At 66.1% G+C, this 24,494-nt stretch carries 25 protein-coding genes and 1 tRNA gene; 13 read left to right on the plus strand and 13 right to left on the minus strand.

Going from position 1 to position 24,494, the window contains the following annotated elements:
• Positions 1-11: 11 nt before the first annotated feature.
• From NDN16_RS18025 to NDN16_RS18035, 3 genes are all read right to left on the minus strand, one after another.
• Positions 12-1,112, minus strand: a complete 1,101-nt coding sequence (locus NDN16_RS18025) for an ABC transporter substrate-binding protein (protein ID WP_251114842.1) — start codon at positions 1,110-1,112, stop codon at positions 12-14.
• 21 nt (positions 1,113-1,133) lie between these two features.
• Complete coding sequence (locus NDN16_RS18030; RefSeq protein WP_251114843.1) at positions 1,134-1,862, minus strand: IclR family transcriptional regulator; 729 nt, start codon at positions 1,860-1,862, stop codon at positions 1,134-1,136.
• 76 nt (positions 1,863-1,938) lie between these two features.
• Positions 1,939-2,862 carry a LysR family transcriptional regulator gene (locus tag NDN16_RS18035; protein WP_251114844.1) on the minus strand — a complete coding sequence of 308 codons (924 nt, stop codon included), beginning with the start codon at positions 2,860-2,862 and terminating at the stop codon, positions 1,939-1,941.
• 88 nt (positions 2,863-2,950) lie between these two features.
• On the opposite strand from NDN16_RS18035, the gene NDN16_RS18040 reads away from it, so the two are divergent.
• The 6 genes from NDN16_RS18040 to NDN16_RS18065 are packed head-to-tail and all read left to right on the plus strand — an operon-like array spanning position 2,951 to position 8,822.
• The gene (locus NDN16_RS18040; RefSeq protein ID WP_251114845.1) at positions 2,951-4,675 is read left to right on the plus strand and encodes a dihydroxy-acid dehydratase; all 1,725 of its coding nucleotides are present in this window, start codon (positions 2,951-2,953) and stop codon (positions 4,673-4,675) included.
• A 49-nt stretch (positions 4,676-4,724) separates the two neighbouring features.
• Positions 4,725-5,687, plus strand: a complete 963-nt coding sequence (locus NDN16_RS18045) for a Bug family tripartite tricarboxylate transporter substrate binding protein (RefSeq protein ID WP_251114846.1) — start codon at positions 4,725-4,727, stop codon at positions 5,685-5,687.
• 5 nt (positions 5,688-5,692) lie between these two features.
• Entirely contained in the window at positions 5,693-6,643 is a 951-nt protein-coding gene (locus NDN16_RS18050; protein ID WP_251114847.1) for a 3-hydroxyacyl-CoA dehydrogenase family protein, read from the plus strand.
• Positions 6,640-7,455 carry a 3-keto-5-aminohexanoate cleavage protein gene (locus tag NDN16_RS18055; RefSeq protein WP_251114848.1) on the plus strand — a complete coding sequence of 272 codons (816 nt, stop codon included), beginning with the start codon at positions 6,640-6,642 and terminating at the stop codon, positions 7,453-7,455. Before NDN16_RS18050 ends, NDN16_RS18055 begins: the two co-directional genes overlap by 4 nt.
• A 57-nt stretch (positions 7,456-7,512) precedes the next feature.
• Positions 7,513-7,950 carry a YqaA family protein gene (locus tag NDN16_RS18060; RefSeq protein ID WP_251114849.1) on the plus strand — a complete coding sequence of 146 codons (438 nt, stop codon included), beginning with the start codon at positions 7,513-7,515 and terminating at the stop codon, positions 7,948-7,950.
• A gap of 59 nt (positions 7,951-8,009) precedes the next feature.
• Positions 8,010-8,822, plus strand: coding sequence for a Ku protein (locus NDN16_RS18065; RefSeq protein ID WP_251114850.1), 813 nt, complete (start codon positions 8,010-8,012; stop codon positions 8,820-8,822).
• Positions 8,823-8,825: 3 nt separating this feature from the next.
• Here NDN16_RS18065 and NDN16_RS18070 read toward each other — a convergent pair whose 3' ends face one another.
• Positions 8,826-9,650, minus strand: coding sequence for a Ku protein (locus tag NDN16_RS18070; RefSeq protein ID WP_251114851.1), 825 nt, complete (start codon positions 9,648-9,650; stop codon positions 8,826-8,828).
• 146 nt (positions 9,651-9,796) lie between these two features.
• Here NDN16_RS18070 and NDN16_RS18075 point away from each other — a divergent pair, with 146 nt between their 5' ends.
• Complete coding sequence (locus NDN16_RS18075; RefSeq protein WP_251114852.1) at positions 9,797-10,627, plus strand: aldo/keto reductase; 831 nt, start codon at positions 9,797-9,799, stop codon at positions 10,625-10,627.
• Here the strand turns inward: NDN16_RS18075 and NDN16_RS18080 are convergent.
• On the minus strand, positions 10,624-11,544 hold the full coding sequence (locus NDN16_RS18080; protein WP_251114853.1) for a LysR family transcriptional regulator: 921 nt from the start codon (positions 11,542-11,544) through the stop codon (positions 10,624-10,626). The genes NDN16_RS18075 and NDN16_RS18080 overlap by 4 nt on opposite strands.
• 168 nt (positions 11,545-11,712) lie before the next feature.
• Between NDN16_RS18080 and NDN16_RS18085 the strand changes: the two genes are divergently transcribed.
• Entirely contained in the window at positions 11,713-12,759 is a 1,047-nt protein-coding gene (locus tag NDN16_RS18085) for an AbrB family transcriptional regulator (protein ID WP_251114854.1), read from the plus strand.
• Between the two features lie 637 nt (positions 12,760-13,396).
• Here NDN16_RS18085 and NDN16_RS18090 read toward each other — a convergent pair.
• Positions 13,397-13,471: transfer RNA gene (locus NDN16_RS18090), tRNA-Gly, on the minus strand.
• 201 nt (positions 13,472-13,672) lie between these two features.
• On the opposite strand from NDN16_RS18090, the gene NDN16_RS18095 reads away from it, so the two are divergent.
• The 4 genes from NDN16_RS18095 to NDN16_RS18110 all read left to right on the plus strand — a co-directional run bounded on the left by NDN16_RS18095 (position 13,673) and on the right by NDN16_RS18110 (position 16,153).
• Positions 13,673-14,248 carry a prolyl-tRNA synthetase associated domain-containing protein gene (locus NDN16_RS18095; RefSeq protein ID WP_251114855.1) on the plus strand — a complete coding sequence of 192 codons (576 nt, stop codon included), beginning with the start codon at positions 13,673-13,675 and terminating at the stop codon, positions 14,246-14,248.
• Positions 14,245-15,219, plus strand: a complete 975-nt coding sequence (gene trxA / locus NDN16_RS18100) for a thioredoxin (protein WP_251114856.1) — start codon at positions 14,245-14,247, stop codon at positions 15,217-15,219. The genes NDN16_RS18095 and trxA overlap by 4 nt, the downstream gene beginning before the upstream one ends.
• 107 nt (positions 15,220-15,326) lie before the next feature.
• Positions 15,327-15,965, plus strand: coding sequence for an LON peptidase substrate-binding domain-containing protein (locus tag NDN16_RS18105; RefSeq protein ID WP_251114891.1), 639 nt, complete (start codon positions 15,327-15,329; stop codon positions 15,963-15,965).
• The gene (locus NDN16_RS18110; protein WP_251114857.1) at positions 15,962-16,153 is read left to right on the plus strand and encodes a Trm112 family protein; all 192 of its coding nucleotides are present in this window, start codon (positions 15,962-15,964) and stop codon (positions 16,151-16,153) included. Before NDN16_RS18105 ends, NDN16_RS18110 begins: the two co-directional genes overlap by 4 nt.
• A 22-nt stretch (positions 16,154-16,175) precedes the next feature.
• Here the strand turns inward: NDN16_RS18110 and cysN are convergent, their stop codons facing one another.
• From cysN to NDN16_RS18145, 7 genes are all read right to left on the minus strand, one after another.
• Positions 16,176-17,756 carry a sulfate adenylyltransferase subunit CysN gene (cysN, locus tag NDN16_RS18115; protein WP_251114858.1) on the minus strand — a complete coding sequence of 527 codons (1,581 nt, stop codon included), beginning with the start codon at positions 17,754-17,756 and terminating at the stop codon, positions 16,176-16,178.
• Positions 17,756-18,661, minus strand: coding sequence for a sulfate adenylyltransferase subunit CysD (gene cysD, locus NDN16_RS18120; protein ID WP_251114859.1), 906 nt, complete (start codon positions 18,659-18,661; stop codon positions 17,756-17,758). Before cysD ends, cysN begins: the two co-directional genes overlap by 1 nt.
• A gap of 17 nt (positions 18,662-18,678) precedes the next feature.
• Complete coding sequence (locus NDN16_RS18125; protein WP_435301125.1) at positions 18,679-19,452, minus strand: phosphoadenylyl-sulfate reductase; 774 nt, start codon at positions 19,450-19,452, stop codon at positions 18,679-18,681.
• A gap of 3 nt (positions 19,453-19,455) precedes the next feature.
• The gene (locus NDN16_RS18130) at positions 19,456-19,968 is read right to left on the minus strand and encodes a DUF934 domain-containing protein (RefSeq protein ID WP_251114860.1); all 513 of its coding nucleotides are present in this window, start codon (positions 19,966-19,968) and stop codon (positions 19,456-19,458) included.
• Positions 19,965-21,653: a nitrite/sulfite reductase gene (locus tag NDN16_RS18135; protein ID WP_251114861.1), complete on the minus strand. Its 1,689-nt coding sequence runs from the start codon at positions 21,651-21,653 to the stop codon at positions 19,965-19,967. Before NDN16_RS18135 ends, NDN16_RS18130 begins: the two co-directional genes overlap by 4 nt.
• A gap of 5 nt (positions 21,654-21,658) precedes the next feature.
• Positions 21,659-22,012 (minus strand): DUF2849 domain-containing protein, encoded by a 354-nt coding sequence (locus NDN16_RS18140; RefSeq protein ID WP_251114862.1) that lies wholly within the window; start codon positions 22,010-22,012, stop codon positions 21,659-21,661.
• Positions 22,013-22,157: 145 nt separating this feature from the next.
• Positions 22,158-23,387, minus strand: coding sequence for a ubiquinone biosynthesis hydroxylase (locus NDN16_RS18145; RefSeq protein WP_251114863.1), 1,230 nt, complete (start codon positions 23,385-23,387; stop codon positions 22,158-22,160).
• A gap of 60 nt (positions 23,388-23,447) precedes the next feature.
• On the opposite strand from NDN16_RS18145, the gene tesB reads away from it, so the two are divergent.
• Complete coding sequence (tesB, locus tag NDN16_RS18150) at positions 23,448-24,320, plus strand: acyl-CoA thioesterase II (protein WP_251114864.1); 873 nt, start codon at positions 23,448-23,450, stop codon at positions 24,318-24,320.
• The last annotated feature ends 174 nt before the right edge of the window (positions 24,321-24,494 follow it).

The raw sequence follows: 24,494 nt of genomic DNA on the forward strand, positions 1-24,494 counted from the left end.
CGTCGGTTGCGTCAGCGGCCCTGCAGGGCGGCGTTCCATTTCTCGATGAAGGCAGGCCCCTCGGTGATCAGCCGCTGGTCGAAGCCGGCCTCGATCATGTTGTCGGCCCCGATTTCCTCGGCGATGCCCTGGTAGGTGTAGCGCACCTCAGCCTCGTCGACGTCGTCGCGATAGGGCACGAGGCCGCCTTTGCCAAGCAGCGTCTGCCCTTCCTGGCTCAACGCGTAATCGAAGAACAGCTTGGCCGAATTCGGATTGGCCGCCTCCTTGGGAATGCCGAGACCGCGCAGCATCATGATGGTGCCGTCGTCCGGGAAGGCGAAGCCCAAAATCTCGCCGCCCGGCTGGTCGAGACGGGGAAAGATCGTGATGCCGGACACCCCGACGCCGACGACGTACTCGCCCGTGGCGATCTTTTCGTTCATCGCTCCGCCGGACAGCTCGACGCGCGTCATCGGGCCTATCGAACGCAGTTGCCGCCAACCCTCTTCACCCTTGACCCCGAGATAGGTGGACCAAGCTGCGAGCGGAAAGGGGTTGCGGGCGGCGTCGTACATCGTGATACGGCCGTCGAACGCGCCCGGATCGGCCGCCGCCATCTGCGTCAGCGAGGTGAAGCCGGTCGGCCTCTGGTCTTCCGCCAACAGTGCCGTATTGTAGGTCAGGACGAGGGGATCCGCCGAAAGCACGGCGATACCGGGATAGGGGTTTGCAAAGTCCGGCAGCTTCGAGAATTCGGGACTGTCATAGGGCATCATGCGTTCGGATTGCCCGTAGCTTGCCCAGCGGTCGTTTGCGCCCGAAACGAGAAGATCGGCCGTGCGCGATCCGCTGCCGGCCTCCGCTTCCCAGCGCGAATGGACCGTTCCGGAACCGAGGTCCAGTGTCTCGACGTTTATCCAGGGATAGGACTGCCGGAACCCTTCGATGAGGGGTGCCCAGTTGTTGTCCGCCATGTTGGAGTAGATGACGAGGCCGGATTCCTGCCGGGACGCCTCGACCAGCTGGTCATACGCATCGGGGTAGTAATCCGGACGCTCCTGAGCCATGCCGCCCGTCGCCCAGAAGCAGGCCGCAACTGCAATGCTGCTGCATATGATCGCAAAACGCATTTCTTCTTCCTCCCGTTATCCTCAAGTCCGGTTGCGTCGCAGCAATTCCTCCCTGATGCGTGCAACCGTCTGAACTGCCGTAGTCTTCAACGCGTCCAGCTGGGCGACGACCCTGTCGCGCGGCCCCGCAAGGTTGACGGCCGCTACCGGTTGGCCGTCGGCATTCAGGATCGGAGCGGCGACACCCGCTGCGCCATCGACGAGCCCTTGCCGGTTCGAATAGACGCCGTCGCGCCTGGCGCGCTCCATGGCGGCCTCCAATGCGGTCCGATCGCCGGTAGAGCCGGCGAGAAGGGCGGCGAGCTGCTCCTGCGTACTATGCGCAAGGATGACGATGCCGCTGGCGACGTCCGAAATGTCGCGGGTCTGGCCGATGTCGCGGTCGTAGCGGATTTCGCGATCCGGCAGCACCTTGTTCAGGTAACGGATGCGCCCGTTGTCGACCACGGCGACGAAACCCGTTTCGCGGACGGAGGCGACGGCAGCCTTCAGATGCGGCTCCGCCACGCGCAGCAGGGTGCCCCAGGCGCGGCCCGTCGAATCCATCTCGCCCGGCAGGCGGGCCAGTGCGTATCGGCCATCGGGCAGCCGCTCGGCATAGCCGCGGTCCACCAGCGTCCGCAACAGCAGCAGCATCGAGCTCTTCGGGGTCGCCATCGCCTGCGCGGCATCGGCAAGCCCGAAGGGCGCCGCCTGCCCGGCCATCCACTCGACCAGATCGAGTATCCGTTCGGCTCCCCGCCCGCTCACGCTTGGTATCCTCCCTTGCGTTCATTATTTTGAACGCGTTTATTATTGTGGATGTTATCCGCCTCCAGTCCGGGCGTCAAGCCTTGAGGCGATCTGGCTCCAGTTCGGCCAGCGCCTGCACGCATTCGCGAATGGCCTGCATGGCAAGTTCGGCCAGGCTGCCGGGTGGATCGCCGCGCAACGAGACGATGCCGAGGGACCGTTCCGGCGCTCCCCGTAGATCGTGGATGGCAAGGTCTTTCTCGCGGATCATCATCGCAGCAAGACAGGGCAGCAGCGCCACTCCGAAGCCTGCGGCCACGAACTTGCCGATCGTCGCCAGGTGCTCGAATTCCATGACCGGGCGAAACTGCATGTCGAGTTGCAGGTAGGCGCTGTCGGCATAGAGGCGCGCTGCCGTGCCGCGCGGCATGGAGATGAGGCCGAGGTCGATGGCGGAGGCAAGGTCCGGCGGTGTCCGGCCGGCAAGGCGCGGATCGTCGCGGCGACCCAGAAGCACATACCGGTCGCGCAGGAATTCCTCGTAGCGGATATCGCTTTCCGAAGGGTCCGCCGACGTCAGCGCGAAGTCCACGGCACGCGCGCGCAAGAGGTCCAGCGTGGCGTCGGACAATGCGTCACGAACCTCTATCTGGGCATCCGGAACGGCGTCGCGCACCGCCAGCGCCACTTGCGGCATCAGCATGGCCGCGAGGGAAGGCAGCGCCGCCACCGAAAGCCTCCGGCCGCGCCGCTCGATGACGCCGCCCATCGCATTCAGCCCGTTGTCGTAATCGTCCAGCATCCGCTGGGCGATGCGCACGAGGGCGCTTGCGTCGGGGGTGATGCGTACGCTGCGCGTCGTGCGGTAGAACAGGCGCGTGCCCAGCGCTTCCTCCATGCTGCGCACGATGCGGCTGAGGGCCGGCTGCGTCATGTGGAACCGGTCGGCCGTGCGGCTGAAGCTGAGCGTCTCCGACAGGGATACGAGGATTCGAAGCTGGCGGGGGGAAAGATTCATGCCAAATCCGTTTCAATTTATGCAAATCATGAATTTAACATATGAAACCGCCTCGTCGTAACCTTGTCCTTCTAGAGGGAGGACCGGTATGAGCGACGGCGAGGAGACCGCGCGCGGCATGGCGCGCGGGTTGACGAACTACGGCGACAGGGATTTTGCGCGCTATCTCCGGCGTTCCTTCGCGCTGTCGATGGGCTATTCGCGCGAAGCGCTGGACAGGCCCGTGGTCGGGATCAACTCGACGCCGAGTGGCTTCAACAACTGCCACCGCACCATGCCGGAACTGGTGGAGGCGGTCCGCCGAGGCGCGATGATGGCCGGCGCGCTGCCGGTGGAGTTTCCCACCATCTCGCTGGGCGAGCCCTATCTGACGCCCACCAGCCTGAAATTTCGCAACCTGATGTCGATGGATGTGGAGGAGATGGTCCGCGCCCAGCCGATGGACAGCGTCGTGCTGATCGGCGGGTGCGACAAGACCGTGCCGGCCCAGATCATGGGCGCCCTGTCCACCGACCGGCCCGCCGTGATGCTGGTGACGGGGCCCATGATGACGGGCCGCTACAAGGGCGAGCGGCTCGGCGCCTGCACCGATTGCCGCCGCTACTGGGCGCGCTTCCGGGCGGGCGAGGTGGATGGCGACGAGATCGGCAGGGTGGAGTCCAACCTTGCCACCACGGCCGGCACCTGCGCGGTCATGGGTACGGCCAGCACCATGGCCTGCCTTGCGGAAGTGCTCGGCTTCGGGCTTGCCGGCTCCGCCACGGCCCCCGCCGTCCACGCCGACCGGCTGCGCATCGCCGAGGACACCGGCCGCATCGCGGCCTGGCTCGCGACGGATCCGAAGGCGGTCCGGCCGACCGAACTCGTCACCGAGCGCTCGCTCGACAACGCGATGCGGATCCTGCTGGCGCTTTCGGGCTCGACGAACGCGCTCGTGCATCTGGCGGCCATCGCCGGTCGCGCGGGCATTCGCCTGTCCTTGCGGCGGCTCAACGAACTGGCCGAGACGACACCCGTCCTGGTCAACCTCAAGCCGGTCGGTTCCAACTATATGGAGGATCTGCACGCGGCGGGCGGCATGCCCGCCCTGATGTGGGAGCTGCGCCACCTTCTGGACCTCGACTGCCGTACCGTGACGGGCGATAGGTTGGGCGACAGGCTCGACGGCTTCGACCCCGGCACGATCGACCATTCGGTCATCCGCCGCTTCGACGAGCCGATCGAACCGAAGGGCGGGTTGATTGCCCTTTTCGGCAATCTCGCGCCGGACGGTGCAATCCTAAAGCGCGCGGCCGCGACACCGGAGCTTCTGGAGAAGGAGGCCCGGGCGGTGGTCTTCTCCTCGCTGGAGGATTTGGCGGCACGGGTGGACGATCCGTCGCTGGACGTGCGCGCCGATGACGCCCTCGTGCTGCGGAATGCCGGACCGACCAGCCCCGCGGCGATGCCGGAAGCGGGCTACCTGCCCATTCCGCGCAAGCTGGCGGCGGCAGGCGTGAAGGACATGATCCGCATATCCGATGCCCGCATGAGCGGAACCGCCTTCGGGGCGATCGTGCTGCACGTTTCGCCCGATGCCGCGTCGGGCGGGCCGCTGGCGCTGGTGCGGGACGGCGACCGGATCCGCCTGTCTGCCTCCGGCAACCGCATAGAGCTTTTGGTGGACGAGGCGGAGCTGGTGCGCCGCAGGGCGGACTTGCCGCCACCGCTGCCGCCGGCCCAGCGCGGCTACGCCGCCCTTTACGACAGGCACGTCACGCAGGCCCCATCGGGCTGCGACTTCGACTTCCTGCAGCATCCCAAGGCCCGCTGAAGAAGGCCGTTTGCCGCAGGGCATGCAACGACAATCGGGAGGATACCGCATGAAGAACCTGATCGGGGCCGCGGCGCTTGCTTTCGCCATGGTGGCCGGGCCGGCCGTCGCACAGGACTATCCGTCGCGGCCGATCACCATGATCGTGCCCTATACGCCGGGCGGGGCGACGGACATCATCGGCCGGGTCATCGCCGAGGGGCTGCGCGGCCAGCTCGGCCAGTCCGTCATCGTGGAAAACGTCGCGGGGGCGGGCGGCAGCGTCGGCGCCCTGCAGGCGTCCCGGGCGCAGCCGGACGGTTACACCATCCTGATGGGAGCGCTGACCAGCCATTCCATCAACATGAACCTGACCCCGCCGCCAGGCTTCGACCTGACGACGGATTTCGAGACGGCAGGCCTTGCCGGCTTCGTGCCGCTGGCGCTGGTGACGCGGCCCGGCTTCGAGGCAGAGAACGTCGCCGAACTCATCGAGATGGCGAAGGCTGCCCCCGGCGAACTCACCTATGCATCGTCCGGTGCGGGCTCGCCGCAACATCTGGGCATGGAGATGCTGAAGGACATGGCCGGCCTCGACATCGTCCACGTGCCTTATCAAGGCTCGTCGCCGGCCGTCACCGACCTGATGGGCGGCCATGTCGACGTGATGATCGACACCGTTCCGTCCATCCTGCCATCGGTGACGGGCGGCGGTCTTCGGGTGCTCGGCGTCGCGACGCTGGAGCCGTCCCCCTTCCTGGAAGGGGTGCCCACCATCGCCTCGGGCGGCGTCGAGGGATTCGAGGTCTTGTCCTGGTTCGGCGTACTGCTGCCGAAGGATACGCCCGACGCCGTTGCAGAGCGCCTCAATACGGCGATCAACGCGGTCCTGGCGGATGAAGAGGTACTGGCTGCGCTGAACCGTCAGGGCGTCGTGCCGGCGCCGGGCTCGCGTGCGGACCAGACCGGGCGCATGCAGGCGGAAATCGAAAAATGGCGCGGCGTCATCGCGGCCGCCGGCCCCATGGAGTGAACGAAATGACGCAAGCGCACAGAGCGGTGGTCGTCGGCGGGGGCACGATGGGGGCGGATGTCGCCATCGTCTTCGCACGCGGTGGCTGGCCGGTGACCGTGGTCGAGCCGGGCGCGGCACGACGCCAGAGCCTGCCGACCTATTGGCAGGCCGAACTGGCGGAAACCGGTCATGCCGCCGACGCCGCCGCCATCGGCGCCGTGGCGGACCTCGACGATGTCGACTGGCCCGCCGTCGCCATCGTGGTGGATTGCGCCCCCGAGCGGCTGGATGTGAAACGCGCGCTTTTCGCCGGCCTGGTGGAGCGCGCGCCGGAGGCGGCCATCCTGGCGTCCAATTCGTCCGGCTTCCCCATCTCGTCCATCGGGGCGGGGCTGGCGACGCGCCATCGCATGGCCAACCTGCACTTCTTCATGCCGGCGCATCGCGTGCCGCTGGTGGAGGTGGTGTCGTCCGCAGAAACCGCGCCGGAAACCGCGGACACGCTGATGGCGACGATGCGCGATCTCGGCCGCGTGCCCGTTCATGTCCGGCGCGACCTGCCGGGCTTTCTCGCCAACCGCATGCAGCACGCCCTGGCGCGGGAAGCCTTCGCCCTGATCGACGCGGGCGTCGCCACGCCCGAAGATGTCGATGCCGCCGTACGTTTCGGCTTCGGCTTCCGCTATGTCGCGGCCGGCCCGGCCCTGCAGCGCGACCATGCCGGGCTCGACGTCCATCACGCCGCCGCCGCCACCATGTATCCGTCGCTGTCGGCATCGCACGAGCCCGCCCGCGCCCTCGGCGATCGCGTCGCGGAGGGCCGTCTCGGGATGAAGGCCGGGGCAGGCTTCTACGATTGGCCGGAGGCCGAGGCCGCAGCCGAAAAGGCTCGCTATCGGATGGCGCTGTCTGAGGCGCTCGGCATCGTAGAAGCGGACCTGCCTCCCATCCGCCGGCGCGAGGGGGCGGCATGAAGGCGGTGCGCCCCGTCGCCGTCACCGTCGCGCCGAACGGCTCCTACAAGACGAAGGCCGACCACCCCGCCGTGCCGCTGACGCTGCCGGAACTGGTCGATTGCGCAATTGCCTGCCATGAGGCGGGCGCCGGCATGTTCCACCTGCATGTACGGGACGCTGCCGGCGGCCATCTCCTCGACGCCGAAGCGTACCGGGCGGCCAGTGTGGCCATCCGCGCGGCGGTCGGGCCCGACCTCGTCATCCAACCGACCTCGGAGGCGGCGGGGCGGTACGGACCGCAGGCGCAGATGCATGTCGTGGAGGCCACCCAGCCCGAGGCGGTTTCGCTTGCCCTGCGTGAGATCGTGCCGGACGAGGACGGCGTATCGGCGGCATCGGCCTTCATCGAACGGCTCGATGCGCGGGAGACGATGGTGCAGGTGATCCTCTATTGCGCCGACGACCTTGCCCGCTATCGGGCGCTGCGGCGGCGCGGAGCGTTCGGTGCGCGCCGGCAGACGCTGCTGTTCGTACTCGGACGCTACACGCCCGGCCAGCGTTCGAGCCCGCCGGATATCCTGCCCTTTCTTGCGGAGCCCGTCGACGAGACATTCGCCGTGTGCGCCTTCGGCCCGGCCGAGCAGGATTGCGTGCTGGCCGCGGCCCTTCTGGGGGGCGATGCCCGCGTCGGCTTCGAGAACAATCTCTTCAAGCCGGACGGTGGCCTCGCGCCCGACAATACGGCTCTCGTCTCCGGCCTCGTGCGGGCGCTTGCCGCCCTCGGAAGAAGGCCGGCCACGGCGGACGAAATCCGCAGCCAATACGCCTGAGAGCAGTATATAGGGTGAGACATCTGAGGGCCGGTGCTTGCCGGATGGAGTAGGCTCGTGGCCGCATTGTCGGGATTGTTTCTGGCGGCCTTCGTGGCGGCGACGCTGCTGCCGGCGCAGTCGGAGGCAGTACTGGCCGCGTTGGTTGCGGCGGGCGCGCATCCCGTCTGGCTTCTCGTCGGCGTCGCGACGGTGGGCAACGTCACGGGCTCGCTCGTCAACTGGGCGCTCGGCCTGCATGTGGACCGTTTCGCGGGACGGCGCTGGTTTCCCGCATCGCCGCAGCGCATGGAGCAGGCGAAGGGGTGGTATGCGCGCTACGGCCGATGGTCGCTTCTGGCAAGCTGGGCGCCGGTGATCGGCGATCCGCTGACGCTCGTCGCCGGCATCATGCGCGAACCGCTCTGGAGCTTTCTTCTGCTGGTTACCGTCGCCAAAGCCACCCGATACGTTGCCGTTGTCGCAGCAACCGGCTTGTACCTCGGTCAGGTATGAAAGCCACCCGGAACCCGGGCCCGGCGTCGGCCGTTCCGGCTTTTCTGGAAAGGTCGATCATGGCGCCACGCACGTTCTGGAAGGGCTATCTGAAGCTGTCGCTGGTGACGTGTCCCGTTACCATGATGCCGGCGCTCACCGATCAGGAAAAAGTGCGCTTCCACACCCTCAACGCAAAGAGCGGAAACCGCGTCGTCAGCCGCTATGTCGACGCGGAGACCGGAAAGGCGGTCAGGGAAGAGGATGAGGCCCGCGCCTGGCAGCGTGGCGAGGATGATTACGTCGTGCTGGAAGACGAGGAGATCGACGCCGTCGGGCTGGAAAGCACCCGGACGATCGACATCGAGCGCTTCGTGAAACGCGATACGGTCGGGTGGGTCTGGTTCGACAGGCCGCATTACGTCATGCCCAGCGATCCCGTGGGCGAGGAAGCCTTCGTCGTGATTCGCGAGGCCATGGCGTCCACCGGGACGGCGGGCCTGTCGCGCGTGGTCATGTATCGGCGCGAGCGTCCTGTCCTTCTGGAGCCACGCGACAGGGGTATCGTGCTTTGGACCTTGCGATACGGCGACGAGGTCCGCCAGCAGAAAGACTACTTCGACGGGATCGGGAAGCCGAAGGCGGACGCCGCCCTGTCGAAGATGATGCTGAAGCTCGTGGACGCCCGCACGACGGACTGGGACCCGGCCATGGTGGAGGATCCGGTACAGGACAAGCTTCTCGAGCTGATCGAATCCCGGCGCAAGAAGCGCAAATCGAAGCCATCCGGGCGAAAAACCAAGGCAAGCCCCACGCCGGAGGCCGCCGGCAATGTCGTCAGCATCATGGACGCCCTGCGCAAGAGCCTCGATGACAAGGGCAAAAAACGCTAGAGTTCAACTCGCCTTGCGGACATTAGCCGGCTTTGCTTTCTTCGCCTTGGCATCCTTTACGCCGGCGCTCTGACGCAAGGCGTCCATGAGGTCGACGACCTTCGCGCTTTTCCTGGGCTTTACAGCCTTGGGCTTGCGTCCTTCCGCCTTGGCCTTGACCAGTTCCGTGAGCGCCGCCTCATATCGGTCCTCAAACGTATCGGGCTCGAAGCGGCCGGCCTTGGTTTCGATGATGTGCCGGGCCAGGTCCAGCATCTCGCCCTTGATCTTCATGGCCGGTATCTTCTCGAAGGCGTCGTCGGCGGAGCGCACTTCGTAATCGAAATTCAGCGTCGAGGCGATCAGGCCGTCGCCATGCGGACGGATGAGAAGGGTACGGACACGGCGGAACAGGACGGCTTGCGCCAGCGCGGCCACCTTGCGCTTCGTCAGAGCGTCGCGGATCAGAACGAAGCTCTCGGCGGCATGCGGCTCGGAAGGCGCGATGTAATACGGCTTGTCCAGGTAGACGTCGTCTATGCTGCCGCAGGGCACGAAGGCCGAGACGGCAAGCGTCTTGTCGCTTTCGGGCACGGCGGTGGCCACTTCCTCGGGCGTCAGGACGATGTAATCGTCGGGCCCCGTCTCGTACCCCTTGACCTGATCGTCGCGGTCGACCGGCTTCTCGGTCTCGCTGTCCACGAAGATGCGGCGGACGCGATTGCCCGTGGAGCGGTTGATCGTATGGAAGGCGATGCGGTCCGACGTGGACGCCGCCGTGTACAGGGCGACGGGGCAGGTCACCTCGTCGATCTTGAGATATCCCTTCCAATTGGCGCGCGGCGACACGGCGTTTCCCCGAATGTTGCGACTTGCCGGGAAACGGGTATCGCGGCCGACGCGTTCCAAGGCGGTTGGAATCGCCGTCATGCCGCCCAACTATGGGGCAGGAGCCGGGGCATCCCGCCCGGCCGGGACATGAAACGGAACTTCGCATGACATCCCAGACCTATCTCGAACTCAATGACGGCCGACGCATTCCGCAGGTCGGCCTCGGCGTGTTCAAGGCCGAGGACGACGCGGCGGCCACGGCCGTGCGCACCGCCATCGAGGCCGGCTACCGACATGTCGATACCGCGGCGATCTATGGAAACGAGGCCGGGGTCGGCAATGGCGTGCGCGACAGCGGCATCGCCCGCGACGAGATCTTCATCACGACCAAGGTCTGGAACGACGCCCAGGGTTTCGACTCCACGTTGAAGGCGGCCGAGGAAAGCCTGTCCCGCCTCGGGCTGGAGTATGTGGACCTGTACCTCATCCATTGGCCGGCGCCGAAGCGCGACCTCTATGTCGATACGTGGCGCGCCCTGATCCGCCTGCGAGAGGAAGGCAGGGTGAAGTCCATCGGTGTCTCCAACTTCACGGCGGAGCATCTGGACAGGATCATCGCCGAAACCGGCATAGCGCCGGTGCTGAACCAGATCGAGCTCCATCCGCGCTTCCAGCAGAAGCCCCTGGCCAGGGCCGACGCGGAGCGCGGTGTCCTGACTGAAAGCTGGAGCCCGCTCGGACGTGGCGCCATGCTGGACGACGAGACCATCGGGGAAATCGCCAGCCGCCTCGGTCGAACGCCGGCGCAGGTGATCCTGCGTTGGCATGTCCAGAACGGCTTCGTCGTCATACCGAAATCCGTGACGGCAAGCCGTATCCGGGAGAATTTCGATCTCTTCTCCTTCGAGCTGACGGAAGCGGACATGGCGCTTATCGCGAGCCTCGATGATAGCGGCGGGCGGATCGGGCCGGACCCGATGACGGCCGAATTCTAAGGCCTGGCGGGCACCGGTGCGCCATGGCGCGCCAGTGCCCGGAATGCCTCGACCGACGGGTTGGGCTGGCTGGTGCGGCGGCAGGCGATAAGCTGGAAGCGCCCGGCCCATGCGTCCGACAGCGGTGCGGAAGCGACATCGGTTCCGGCGAGGAGATGCAAGGCCGTCGCCCGTACGAAACCGATTCCGAAACCCGCCTCGACCAGCCGTACCAGCGCCGAAAAGCTTTCGGCGCGAATGCGCGTACCGAGCTGTCGTCCGAGTTTGCGCGCGGCCTCCGTCAGGAGCCTGTCGAGGGCGCCGTTTTCATGGAAGCCCACCATCTCCTCCAGCGGCATGTCGGAGAAGGCCACCGGCCGGCTGGCTTTGAGGCTCGAAGCGAGGGCATGGTCCGATGGCGCGATGACATAGACGCGGTCGTCGTCGAACGGCTCCGTATCGAAAGCGGACATGTCGTGGTTGTCGGGCAGTATGGCGATATCGACGCGGGCGTCTTCCAGCGCGGCCAGGTTGGTGACGGCCGGCATCTCTTCCAGTTCCAGCCGGATGTCCGGATGCAGCCGGGCAAACTCCGCCAGCACTTCGGGCGCCCGGCCCGACAGTGCCGAGGTGGTCGCGGCGATACGCAAAAGGCCGGAGCGCCCCTGCGATATGGCCTGCATCTCGGCGTCGAGATCCAGGATCCGACGCATGATGCGGCGGCAGCCGGCGGCATAGATGCGGCCCGCTGCGGTCGGCACCATGCCTTGCGGCAGCCGGTCGAACAGGGCGATGCCCAGACGCGCCTCCAGCTCCGAGATGCGTCGGCTGACGGCGGAGGGCGCGATGTTCTCGCGCGCTGCCGTGCGCCCGATGGAGCCATCGCGCGCCAGCGCAAGCACCAGGCGTGCCGTCACCGCATCGAAGCCCTGGTTCATGCGTGGCCTGTTTCCTTGCGATGGGGTCTTCTCCAGACGAGAAGTCCCGTGGTTCTGGAACCGTTATATAGCCTGTTCCACAGGCAACAATCCCGCCGGTTGCGGCGGCGGCACAGCGGAAGCGAGACAGGATTGTCCATCAAGGAGAGCCTATCGGAAAAGGCGACGATGCCACGCGAGGGCTGGCAGGCAACCATCCTGATCGCCTTGGCGTCGGTGTCCGGGGCGGGCGTCGCGCATCTGGCCGGCATTCCGGCGGCCTCCCTGTCCGGAGCGATGGCGGGTGCCGGGCTGGTTGTCCTTTTCGGTGGCCTCGGCGCCCGCATTCCGACGCCGGCCGTTACCTTGCTGTTCACCTTCCTCGGCGTGTCCATGGGAGCCGGCGTGACGCCCGATGCGCTGTCCAAGGCCTATACATGGCCTCTGAGCCTGGCTCTGATGGCGCTGGGCACCGTCGCCGTGACGCTGGCTGTCTACGCCTATCTCGTCCATGCCATGAAGTGGGAGCGGAAATCGGCGTATTTCTCGGCCATACCGGGCGCTCTCTCCTATGTCCTCGCGATCATGCATGACGTGCGCGGGGATGTCGCCCGTGTTGCCCAATCGCAGAGCCTGCGCGTCTTTCTCCTGATCGCCATCCTGCCCAGCATCGTCGTGCTGGTCGGGCACGGCCACCCGGCAGTGCCGCAGGTGCAAGAGCCGCCGATGGGCGAGCTGTCGCTCATGTTCCTGGCCGGCATGGTCGGCGCCTTCGCCGGGGTCCGGCTGAAATTGCCGGCCGGCGCACTGGTAGGGGCCTTTCTCGCTAGTGCCGCGCTGCACGGCGCGGATATCGTGCACGGACGTCCGCCACGCTGGATGATGGAAGCCGGCTTCATCATCCTCGGCACCTACATCGCCCTGCGTTTCCAGGGCATTCATCCGCGCGAGGTTGCGCGCAACCTCAAGGCGTCGCTTGGTGCGTTCGTCGTGGCGCTGGCCGTGGCCGGCGCAACGGCGGTGCTGGCCTCGAAGCTCCTGTCCATTCCGCTCGGGCAGACGATCATCGCCTTCGCACCGGGTGGCATCGAGGCCATGGTGATGCTGGCCTTCATGATGGATCTGGACCCCGCCTATGTAGCGGTGCACCAGCTTGGCCGCTTCCTGCTGATGCTCGTGCTGGTGCCCGTCATGGCGCGCTTCGTGCTGGGGCGCGGCTGGCGCGACACGCGATAGCCGGCTCGAACGCCCGGGCGATTGCCGATCGGGACGTGAAAATTAGCCGGCTTTCGCGCTGGAAGTTCAGGACATTTCTGCCTCATTTTGGTACTTCAGAACAACCGGGAAAAATCGGTAGGTCTGCTAGAGCAGTAAATATTTTTTGAAATCAATGACTTCCAGGAAGACTGTTCCCCGCATACGCGGGGATGAACCGGAGGACCGAGTGGTGACCGCCTCCATCAACCACTGTTCCCCGCATACGCGGGGATGAACCGAGCGCACCGAGGGATGGTGCGGCACAACCAATCTGTTCCCCGCACGAGCGGGGATGCACTGGTCTCACAACTGGTCACAATCATCGTGCAGGGCGGGGAAGCTTTGAATAAGGCGCGGCGTAGCGGAAGCCGGTCGGATCAGGGCCGACCCATTCCATATTACAATGGGGACCACGTTCCCCGCGTGTCCGGGGATGCAGACTAAACTGCCAGTGGTCTTCCACACTCGAGGTCTCGCTCATGTTGAGCGAAAGAAGAAACTCATAGATTTCAATAAGAGGGAATCGATACCGGAGCCCGGCTCGCTCGTCAGTCTGCGACGACCTCGAACGTAACGATCGTATGACCTGTCTATTCGGAATATAAAAAGTAGAAACTGGAGCGGGCGAAGGGATTCGAACCCTCGACCCCAACCTTGGCAAGGTTGTGCTCTACCCCTGAGCTACACCCGCCCGCTCCTCCGTGCGGCGCCGCCGGCGCCTCGGATGGGCGCTATATGGCCGAAGCTTCATGCGATTGCAACAGGGAAATTACAGGCGGAGCACGAAAGGCTGGAAGGCTTTCGGCATCCCCGGCCGCCACAGCCCTTTCGGAGTGGCTGCAAAGGTTCTAAGTCATGGCGACCATTGGCCGTGTCGCGAAAGGAAGCCCAGGTGGACGCCGCGCAAACCTCGAATCCGTCGGACGAATCGGCCGAGCGGAACCGCGCCGATCCCTTGTTCCGTTTCCTCGATTCGCTGGGCATCGAAACGCGGACGACCTGGCATCCGGCGGTCTTCACCGTCGAGGCCAGCAGCGGCGTCACCGGGTCCATCCCCGGCGCGCACACCAAGAACCTCTTCCTGAAAGACAAGAAGGGACGCATCTTCCTGGTCGTCGCTTTGCAGGAAACCGAGGTCGCGCTGAAGAGCCTGCATCAGCGAATCGGCGGGCAGGGCCGCCTGTCCTTCGCCGACGCGGAGCGGATGGAACGGCTGCTGGGCGTCTATCCCGGCGCCGTCACCGCCTTCGGCGTCATGAACGACGTCGAAGGCGACGTGCGGCTGGTGGTCGACGCAGCCCTGCAGGATCATGAAATCATCAACGCACATCCCTTGACGAATACCGGAACGACCAGCATTTCCCGGGGCGATTTGATGCGCTTCTTTGCCGCGACGGGACATGATCCCCTGATCGTGGATCTCAGCGCGGGCGATGCAGGCGACAGCGAGGAAGGGTCCAACCCATGAGCAACAATCCGTACGAGACGTCCTTCGGCTATGGCGCGCAGACGACGTCGCCGGCGGCAACGCCCGCACAGCCGGCCGCCGGCTCCGTGGCGGGTGCCGCGGGCGGCGACCTGATCAAGGATACAACCACCGCGTCCTTCGCCGCCGACGTCGTGCGCGAATCGCGCAACCAGCCCGTCCTGGTGGATTTCTGGGCCCCCTGGTGCGGGCCCTGCAAGCAGCTGACGCCGGTTCTGGAGCGTGCCGTCACCGCCGCCGGCGGCCGGGTCAAGCTGGTCAAGATGAATATCGACGAGCATCCGTCCATTGCCGGCCAGCTCGGCATCCAGTCCATTCCGGCGGTTTTCGCCTTCGTCAACGGGCAACCCGTCGACGGTTTCATGGGCGCTCTGCCGGAAGGCGAGATCAAGGCCTTCATCGACAGGCTCGGCGGCGAGCCGCAGGATCCCGTGGCCGATGCGCTCGCCAAGGCCGGCGAGCTTCTCGCCTCCGGCGACGCTTCGGCCGCAGCCCAGCTGTTCGGCGCGGTACTGCAGCACGACCCCGACAACCTGAAGGCCGCCGCCGGATTGGCCGAATGCTATCTGGCTGCCGACGATTTCGAGCACGCCCGCGCCATCCTCGACCAGCTACCCCCGGAGGCGCTGGACGATCCGGCCTTCGCCACGGTGCGGACGCGGCTGAAACTGGCCGACGAGATCGCCGAACTCGGCGATGCGGCGGCGCTGCAGGCGCGGCTGGACGCCGATCCCGACGATCACCAGGCGCGCTTCGACCTGGCGCTGATCGCCAATGCCAAAGGCGACCGCCAGACGGCGGCGTCGCTGCTGCTGGACATCATCAAGCGCGACCGCACCTTCGACGACGATGGCGCGCGCCGCAAGCTGCTCGAATTCTTCGACGTATGGGGCGGCAAGGATCCGGCGACGCGCGATGCGCGCCGTCGCCTGTCGTCGCTCCTGTTCTCTTGAGCAGCGGGCCGCCCGCGCCATATCCGTGCTCCGGCGGCCTCACTGCAGGGAAAGCGAAAGGCAAGGGCTTGGGACAGGCAGGTAACGTGAACTACACGAATGGCGACATGGTGCCGGAGACGGTTCCCGTGTTTCCGCTGGAGGGCGCCCTGCTGCTTCCCGGCGGTCAGATGCCGCTGAACATCTTCGAGCCGCGTTACCTGGCCATGATCGACGATGTGATGGCCACGGACCGCGTGATCGGCATGATCCAGCCCCGGCTTGACGGCAGCCGCAGTTCCAGCGGCGATTCGGAACTGTCGGCCATCGGATGCCTCGGCCGTCTCACCTCCCTTACGGAGACGGGCGACGGGCGCTATCTCATCACCCTCCAGGGGATCTGCCGTTTCCGTATCGTGCACGAGAAGCGGACGACCAAGCCGTATCGCATCTGCGATGTTTCCATTTTCGTCGCCGATCTCGACCTCAGTGCGGGGGCCGACGAGGTCAACCGTGACGGCCTGTTGAAATCGTTCCGCGATTATCTGGAAGCCAACCAGCTCGAGGCGGATTGGGAAAGCGTCACCCGGGCATCCAACGAAACCCTCGTCAACGCCCTGTCCATGATGTCGCCCTACGGGGCGGCCGAGAAGCAGGCTCTTCTGGAAGCGCCCGATCTTCGCACACGCGCGGAGACGCTGATCGCCATCACCGAAATCGCGCTGGCGCGTGGCGGCGGGGAAGATGGCGGAGGCATCCTCCAATGAACGACGAGGCGTCGATGCGCCCCGATCCCAAGCTTCTGGAGCTTCTCGTCTGTCCACTGACGAAGGGCCAGCTGACATATGACGGCGAGCGCAACGAGCTCGTTTCGCGCAAGGCCGGGCTGGCCTATCCCATCCGCGACGGCATCCCCATCATGCTGCCGTCGGAGGCTCGTATCCTCGATCGCTGAAAGGTCGCTGAGCCGGAATCGCTTAGATTCCAGCGCCATCGCCGACATCGGACGGGTCCACCGGCTTCTCCAGCGGGCCTTCCGGCGCCATGAGCTGGCGCAGCAGCGGCCGGATGGCGAAGTCGACCGCACCGAGGATGATCGCCGCCCAGAGCGGCAGGCCGAGCACGAGCGCCAGAATGCCGATCAGCGCCGCCGCGACCGCGCGGTAGATCGTGACCCTGTCGCTCCACCAGCTCGTCGGTGCCGCCTGCGGCGCAGGCGCTGGGGCGTGCTCGTCCGGCAGGGCGGTGACGATGCCGAGCGCCACCGTCTCGTTGGTCAAAGGGTCGATCAGGATGAAAGAGCCGAGATCGCGGCTTTCGCTGTACAACGTCGCCACCAGCGCCTTGTCGAGCCCGATGACGACCTTTCCGATCTCGTTCATCGACAGGGCATTTGCCGGCCGCGCCTGGAAGGTATGGATATCGACCGCCGCTTCCAGGCGGCGGATCGCCGCCGGCGACTGAGCGGTACCCAGCCGCGCCACCAGCCGGGTGCCGCCCACCAGGGGCCGGTCGGTCAAGGACAGGATCTGCGCCGAGAACGCATTGCGGGCGGCGATCGTATCGCCCGGGCGCACCAGGACGTCGCCGCGCGATATGTCGATCTCGCGATCCAGGGTCAGCGTCACGGCCTCGCCGGCGGATGCATGCTCGATCGGTCCGTTTGCGCCGTAGACGGTATCCACCGTCGCCTCGCGGCCGCTGGGCAGGGCCACGAGACGCTCGCCGGGCCGCACGCCGCCGCTCGTGACCTGGCCACAGAAGCCACGGAAGTCCAGGTTGGGGCGATTGACGTATTGCACCGGCAGGCGAAATGCCTCGCCTTCCGCCAGCCGCTCGGCCTCGACCGTTTCCAGCCGTTCGAGAAGGGTTGGCCCCTTGTACCAGGGTGTGTTGGCCGATGGTGCGATGAGGTTGTCGCCGTTTTTCGCCGACAGCGGGATGAAGCTGATATCGACGAAGTCGAAGGCCGGCAGCAGGGCGCGATAGTCGGCCTCGATCCTGCGGAAGGTCGCCTCGTCGAAATCGACCAGATCCATCTTGTTGACGGCAACGATGACGGAGCGGATGCCGACCATCGAGGTGATGAAGGAATGCCGGCGCGTCTGAGGCAATATCCCCTTGCGCGCATCCACCAGGATGATTGCGAGGTCCGCCTGGCTGGCGCCCGTCGCCATGTTGCGTGTGTACTGCTCATGACCCGGCGTATCGGCGATGATGAAGGCGCGCCGGGCCGTGGAGAAGTAGCGGTAGGCCACGTCGATGGTGATGCCCTGCTCGCGCTCGGCGGTGAGGCCGTCCACCAGAAGGGCGAAGTCCAGCGTCTCGCCGGTCGTGCCGAATTTGCGCGAATCGCGCTCCAGCGCCTCAAGCTGGTCGTCGAAGACCGAATTGGTATCGTAGAGCAGGCGGCCGATCAGCGTCGACTTGCCGTCGTCCACCGACCCGCAGGTGATGAACCGCAGCAGCGAGGCGGCCGGCGCGACCGCGGGCGCCGGGGCAGACGGGGATTCTTCGAAATCGACTTCGGCCACGGGAAGGCTACGCACGGCACTCATCAAAAATAACCTTCCTGTTTCTTTTCCTCCATCGAGGCTCCGCCGTCGCGGTCGATGATGCGGCCCTGCCGCTCCGATGCGCGGGATCCGCGCATTTCGGCGATGATGGCGTCAAGCGAGCCGGCTTCCGACTCCACCGCCCCGGTCAGCGGGTAGCAGCCGAGCGTGCGGAAGCGGACGGAGAGCTCCTCGACGGTTTCGCCGGGCTGCAGCGCCATGCGGTCGTCGTCGCGCATGATGAGCGCCCCGTCGCGCCGTACGATGGGCCGCTTCGCCGCGAAGTACAGCGGCACCACGGGAATGTTCTCGAGCGCGATGTAGTCCCACACGTCGCTTTCGGTCCAGTTGGACAAGGGGAAGACGCGGAAGCTCTCGCCCTGCCGCTTGCGCGTGTTGTAGAGCCGCCAGGGCTCCGGGCGCTGGTTCTTGGCGTCCCAGCGGTGCTCGGCCGACCGGAGCGAGAAGACGCGCTCCTTGGCGCGGCTCTTTTCCTCGTCGCGGCGCGCGCCGCCGAAGGCCGCGTCGAACCGGTATTTCGCAAGGGCCTGCTTGAGCCCCTCCGTCTTCATCACGTCCGTATGCACGCGCGAGCCGCTGTCGAACGGATTGACGCCGGCCGCGACGCCATCCTGGTTGATGTGCACGATCAGGTCGACGCCCAGTTCCGCCGCACGCCGGTCGCGAAACTCGATCATCTCCCGGAACTTCCAGGTCGTGTCGACATGCAGCAGCGGGAAGGGCAGCTTGCCGGGCGCGAAGGCTTTCAGGGCCAGATGCAGCATCACCGCCGAATCCTTGCCGATGGAATACAGCATCACCGGATTCTCGGTCGTGGCGACCGTCTCGCGGATGATGAAGATCGATTCCGCTTCCAGCTTCTGCAAATGGGTCAGGGGTGCCGTCATCTGTCTCTCTTGCCTTTTCAGGCGCGTTCGAAGGCCGCGTCGCCGACGGCGCCCGGCCGCCGCTGCGGGGTGCCTGCATCGTCGACATGCAGGCCGCATTCCTTGCGGGTCTCGTCTTCCCACCACCAGCGGCCGGCGCGTTCCGGCTCGCCGGGCCGCAAGGCCCGGGTGCAGGGCGCGCAGCCGATGGACAGGAAGCCCTGCGCATGCAGCGCGTTGACGGGAACATCGTGCCGTTCGGTAAAGAGACGGATATCCTCGCGCGTCCAGTCGAACAGCGGGTTTGCCTTCACGAGGCCGCGCGCTGCGTCGAAGGATACGAAGTCCAGCCGCTCCCGATTGGGGGACTGGTCCCGCCTCAGGCCGGTGACCCAGGCATTCGCGCCGTTCAGGGCGCGGCCCAGCGGCTCCACCTTGCGCACGCCGCAGCAGGCCTTGCGCATGTCGGTACCGAAATAGAACCCGTCGATCCCCTGGTCGTCCACCAGGGCCTCCAGTGCGTCGGCCTGCGGATACTTTGCCTTGATGCGGCGGCCGTAACGCTCTTCGGTCTTCTGCCAGAGTGCGTAGGTTTCCGGAAACAGGCGCCCCGTATCCAGCGTCACCACCTCGAAGGGAAGGGCGTTCTCGAAGATCAGATGCGTCAGCATCTGGTCTTCGATGCCGAGGCTGGTGGTGAAGACGCGTCGACCGTCGACCGACCCGGCCAGAAGCGCAAGGCGCTCAAGCGGCGTCTTTCCGGCAAAGCCGGCATCGAGATCCGCCGCGAGCTGGTTGGCCGTCATGGTCATCGCTCAACCTCGCGTCCTTGCGGCAAGCCGCTTTTGCAGGATGCTGGTATCGTGGCCATAGCTCTGCTGGTAATGCAGCGTCACGACTTCGCGCGCCTCCTGCCACTGGTCCAGCGGCTGGCGTGCGGCCAACTCGTCCGGCAGTTCCACCTCGTCGAAGCCGCAAGCCAGAACGTCCCGGAACTGGTCGGCGATCACCGGCCCGCGGGCCCGCAACGTACCGGTGAAGCCGGCCCGGCGCAGGCGCATGGCGATGGACAGGCCGCGCCCGTCCGAAAAGCTCGGAAAGGCGATGGCGACCAACGCGACCCGATCCAGATAGGGCCGGATCGCCTGGATGCCGATGTGATTTTCCACCAGGAGGCCGATGTCGGCGTTGCGGCCATCGGCCAGCGCTGCATCGATCACCGTCAGGGGCACGAGCACCGGTCCGTCCGCCAGCGAAAGCCCCTCCACCGTGTCGACGGAGGTGAAACGGTCGTCGCGCCGGCCATTCGTATCGATCAGCACGCTCATGCCGCCTCTCCGACGCCGGCGCCGCCGGCGACATAGGCCTGGAAACGACGCTTGAACGGGTCCAGCCCCGTGCGCTTCACGGTGGCGATGAACTCCTCGCCCTCGCGACGCTCGTCAAAATAGGCATCCACGATGGCCTCGATGGCGCCGGGCACCTGGTCCGCGTCGATGCCGGGGCCCAGCCGCTCGCCGAGCGCGGCGTTCTCGGTGGCGTCCCCGCCCAGGGTGATCTGGTAGTTTTCCTTGCCCGACTTCTCCAGTCCGAGAATGCCGATATGCCCGACATGGTGGTGGCCGCAGGCGTTGATGCAGCCGGAAATCTTGATCTGCAGCGGGCCGATGGCCTGCTGGCGCTCGGGTGCGGCGAAGCTTTTCGAGATTTCCTGGGCGATGGGAATGGAGCGCGCCGTCGCAAGGGCGCAATAATCGAGGCCGGGGCAGGCGATGATGTCGGTGACCAGCCCGGCGTTGGCCGTGGCGAGGCCCGCCTTTTTCAGCGCGGCGTACACTTCGGGCACCTCGTCCTGCCGCACATGCGGCAGCACGAGGTTCTGCGCGTGGCTGACGCGCAGTTCGTCGAAGGAATAGCGCTCGGCGATGTCGGCGAAGGCACGCATCTGCGCATCGCTCATGTCGCCCGGCACGCCGGCGATCGGCTTCAGCGATACGGTCAGCACAATGTAGCCTGGCTGGCGATGGGGAAAGCCGTTCTGCCGGACGAACAGGTCCAGCCCCGCGTCTGCGCGGCGCGCCGCCTCAAGCCGCTCGGAGCGTTCGGGCAGGGCCTCGTAGGCGGGGGGGGCGAAATAGGCGCCGATCCGCTCCAGCTCCTCGCGCGGGGCGTTGACGGTCGGTCCGTCGAGCTCGGCGTACTCGGCCTCGACGCGGGCGCGGAACTCGTCCGTGCCGATCTCGTGCACCAGGATCTTCACCCGCGCCTTGTACTTGTTGTCGCGCCGGCCCTCCGCGTTGTAGACGCGCATGACCGCTTCCAGATAGGCGAGCAATTCGTCCCTGGGCAGGAATTCGCGGATCACCTTGCCGATCATCGGCGTACGGCCGAGCCCGCCGCCCACGACGATCTCGTAGCCCGTCTCGCCGCTTTGCGGATGGCGCAGGATGCGGATGCCGAGATCGTGCACCTTGATGGCGGCGCGGTCATGCTCCGCCCCGGTGACGGCCACCTTGAACTTGCGCGGCAGCCAGGAAAATTCCGGGTGCAGGCTCGACCACTGGCGGATGAGCTCGGCCGTGACGCGAGGATCCTCGACCTCGTCGGCGGCGACGCCGGCGAACTGGTCGGAGGTGACGTTGCGGATGCAGTTGCCGCTGGTCTGGATGCAGTGCATTTCCACATCCGCCAGCAGGCCGAGGATTTCGGGCACATCCTTCAGCTTGGGCCAGTTGAACTGCAGGTTCTGCCGCGTGGTGAAATGCGCATAGCCCTTGTCGAACCGCTCGGCGATGAGGGCAAGCTGCCGCAACTGTGCGCCGTTGAGCGTGCCGTAGGGCACCGCGACGCGAAGCATGTAGGCATGCAACTGCAGATAAAGTCCGTTCTTCAGGCGCAGCGGCTTGAACTCGTCTTCCGTCAGCGACCCGTCCAGGCGGCGGCCGACCTGCTCGGAAAACTCCGCGACGCGCTGGCGTACAAACTCGGCGTCGAATTCGTCGTAGCGGTACATGGGCCCTACCTCTGCTGCGCTGAAGGAAACTCGGCCTGCTTGCCGATTTCGGGATGGATGGACGGTCCCTTCTGACGGATCGCCTCGCGGAAATGGCTGGCGGCCGGAAACCCGTCCGCGTCACGCTCGACGGCCACGAGATAGGGATCGACAACCAGATTGGCCCTGGCCGCCTCGGCTCCCCGTCGCAGCAGGGACTCGGCGGCGTCCGCGTCGTCGGCCACCAGCGCCTTTGCCGGATCGAAGGTCCATCCCGTATCGGTCAGGAAGACGACTTCGCCGTCGAGCAGGTCGTTGGCAGACAGGACGACCGGCAGCTTCACGCCGTTGAACTTTCCGTCTGTCTTCTTGTCGGCCATCGTGCGGAACCTCGTCTTCTGGTTCCGTTCTAATTAAGCCATGCGGTGCATGGCTTCGCCGATGGGTGTTCCAATCACCGCCGCCGTGGAGAATGAATTTGTCGCCGATCGGCGCTGCGCCGCAATCTGGTTCGGGTTGGACCAGTCAGAGCGCCTCGCCGCGCAACAGCCTGGGGCTTCCCGGCTCGCCGATGCCGGCCGCCTGCGCGATGAAGTAGCGTTTCAGGGCGGGGGCCCGGTCGACCAGCGATAGCCCGAAGTCGCGGATCGGGCGCAGCAGCGCACTGTCGTTCGAGAACAGGCGGTTGAGGATATCTGTAGTGACGCCCATCCGCAGCGTGTCGAAGCGCCGCCAGACCTGATAGCGCTCGAGCACGTCGATACTGCCGATGTCGAGGCCGAGGCGCGAGGCGTCCACCACCGTCTCCGCAAGCGCTGCGGCATCCTTGTAGCCGTAATTGAGGCCCTGTCCGGCGATGGGATGCAAGCCATGGGCCGAGTCGCCGACCAGGGCGAATCGCGGCCTGACGTAGTCGCGGGCAAGGCGCAGCCCCAGCGGAAAGGCCCGGGGCTTGCCCTCGACGGTGAGGGCGCCCAGCTTCAGGCCGAAGCGGCGCTCCAGCTCCGCTTCGAAGACGAGCGGGTTGGCGGCAAGAAGGCGCTCCGCCTCGCGGGTGGGCTCGGTCCAGACCAGGGACGACCGGTTGTCCGGCAGAGGCAGGATGGCAAATGGCCCGGACGGCAGAAAGTGTTCTTCCGCGCGTCCGTTGTGGGGCCTCTCGTGCCGGATGGTCGCCACGATGCCGGATTGGCGATAATCGTGGAATACCGTGCGGATGCCGGCCATGCCGCGCAAGCGCGAATTGACGCCGTCGGCGGCGATGACGAGCCTTGCCGTGACGAGCGAACCGTCCGACAGCTCGACCTGGCGCACGCCTCCGGCCTCGACCATGCCGGTAACGCCGACGCCGTAGCGAAGGTCCACGCCCAGCGCCGCCGCCCTGGCGCGCAGCGGCCCCGTCATGGCGGGATTGGGCACCATATGGGCAAAGGGCTCGCCATCGCCGATGGCGCCGTCGAATGTCAGGAACACCGGTCTCACCGGGTCGGACAGACGGGAATCGGTGACGATCATGTCGTTGATCGGCTGGGCCTGCGGCGCCATCTCCTGCCAGACACCGAGACGATCGAGCATGCGGGAGGCGGCGGCCGCCACGGCCGAGGCGCGCCCGTTGCCCAGTCCGGCGGCCTCCGGTGCGGCATCGACGAGAAGGATGGACAGGCCCGGCGCATAAGTGCGGATGGCGAGCGCTGTCGTCAGGCCGACATAATTGCCGCCGGCGACGACGATGTCGAAAGCTTGCGTATCCTGCATGGGCGATTCACCTTACCTTCCGGACAGTCCATGTAGAGCATCGCGGTACGGGATGGAATGATGCACGATTCGGTTGCGACCCTGCTTTCGACGCTCGACCTCGAGCCGCTCGAGGAAAATCTGTTCAGGGGCCGCAGTCCCGACATCGGTTGGCAGAGGGTATTCGGCGGGCAGGTCGTGGCGCAGGCGCTGGTGGCGGCGCAGCGCAGCGTCGATGCCGGGCGTCCGGTCCACTCGCTGCACGGATACTTCATCCGCCCCGGCGATCCGAAGCGCCCGATCATCTACGAGGTGTCGCGCCTGCGCGATGGCGGCTCCTTCTCGACCCGCGTGGTGACCGCCGTCCAGCATGGCGAAGCGATCTTTACCCTTTCCGCGTCCTTTCAGCGGGAAGAGGAGGGGCTGTCGCACCAGGTATCGATGCCGACCGTGCCGGGGCCGGAAGACGTTCCTTACCGGGAGTTGAACCGGCTCATCCTTTCCGATGCGCCCGAATCGGTAAAGCGTTACTGGCAGCGTCCGCGCCCGGTGGAATTCCGGCCCGTCTCGCTCGACCACTATCTGACCGAAAACAAGCTCCCGCCGCATCAGAACATCTGGGTGCGGCTGGTGGACGAGATCGGCGACGACCCGGCCCTCAACGCGGCCGTCCTCGCCTACCTGTCGGACATGACGCTTCTCGACACCTCGCTGTTCGCCCACGGGCTGTCCGTCTTCGACCGGCGCATACAGGCTGCCAGCCTCGATCACGCGATGTGGTTCCACCGGCCTGTCCGCGTGTCGGAATGGATGCTCTATACGCAGGATTCCCCATCATCCTCCGGTGGTCGCGGCCTGACGCGCGGCTCGCTGTTCACGCCGGACGGCGTGCTGGTGGCGTCGGTAGCCCAGGAAGGCCTCATCCGGCCAAGAAAGCAGCAACCTGCACAATAGATGCACAGACTGTCCAGCATGGCGGCAGGCGCGGTTGACCGGATTGCCGCCAAATCAGGCGACCAGTGGCCTGAATATGGCGAAATCGCGGTAAAATCGCCGTTTCGCACAAGGCTGAGGCAGTTGGCACGAGTCTTGTTTCACCTTCTGCGTCATGAACCGGCGAGTGTCGGG

The organism is Aureimonas altamirensis, assembly GCF_023702225.1.
Lineage (GTDB): Bacteria > Pseudomonadota > Alphaproteobacteria > Rhizobiales > Rhizobiaceae > Aureimonas > Aureimonas altamirensis_B.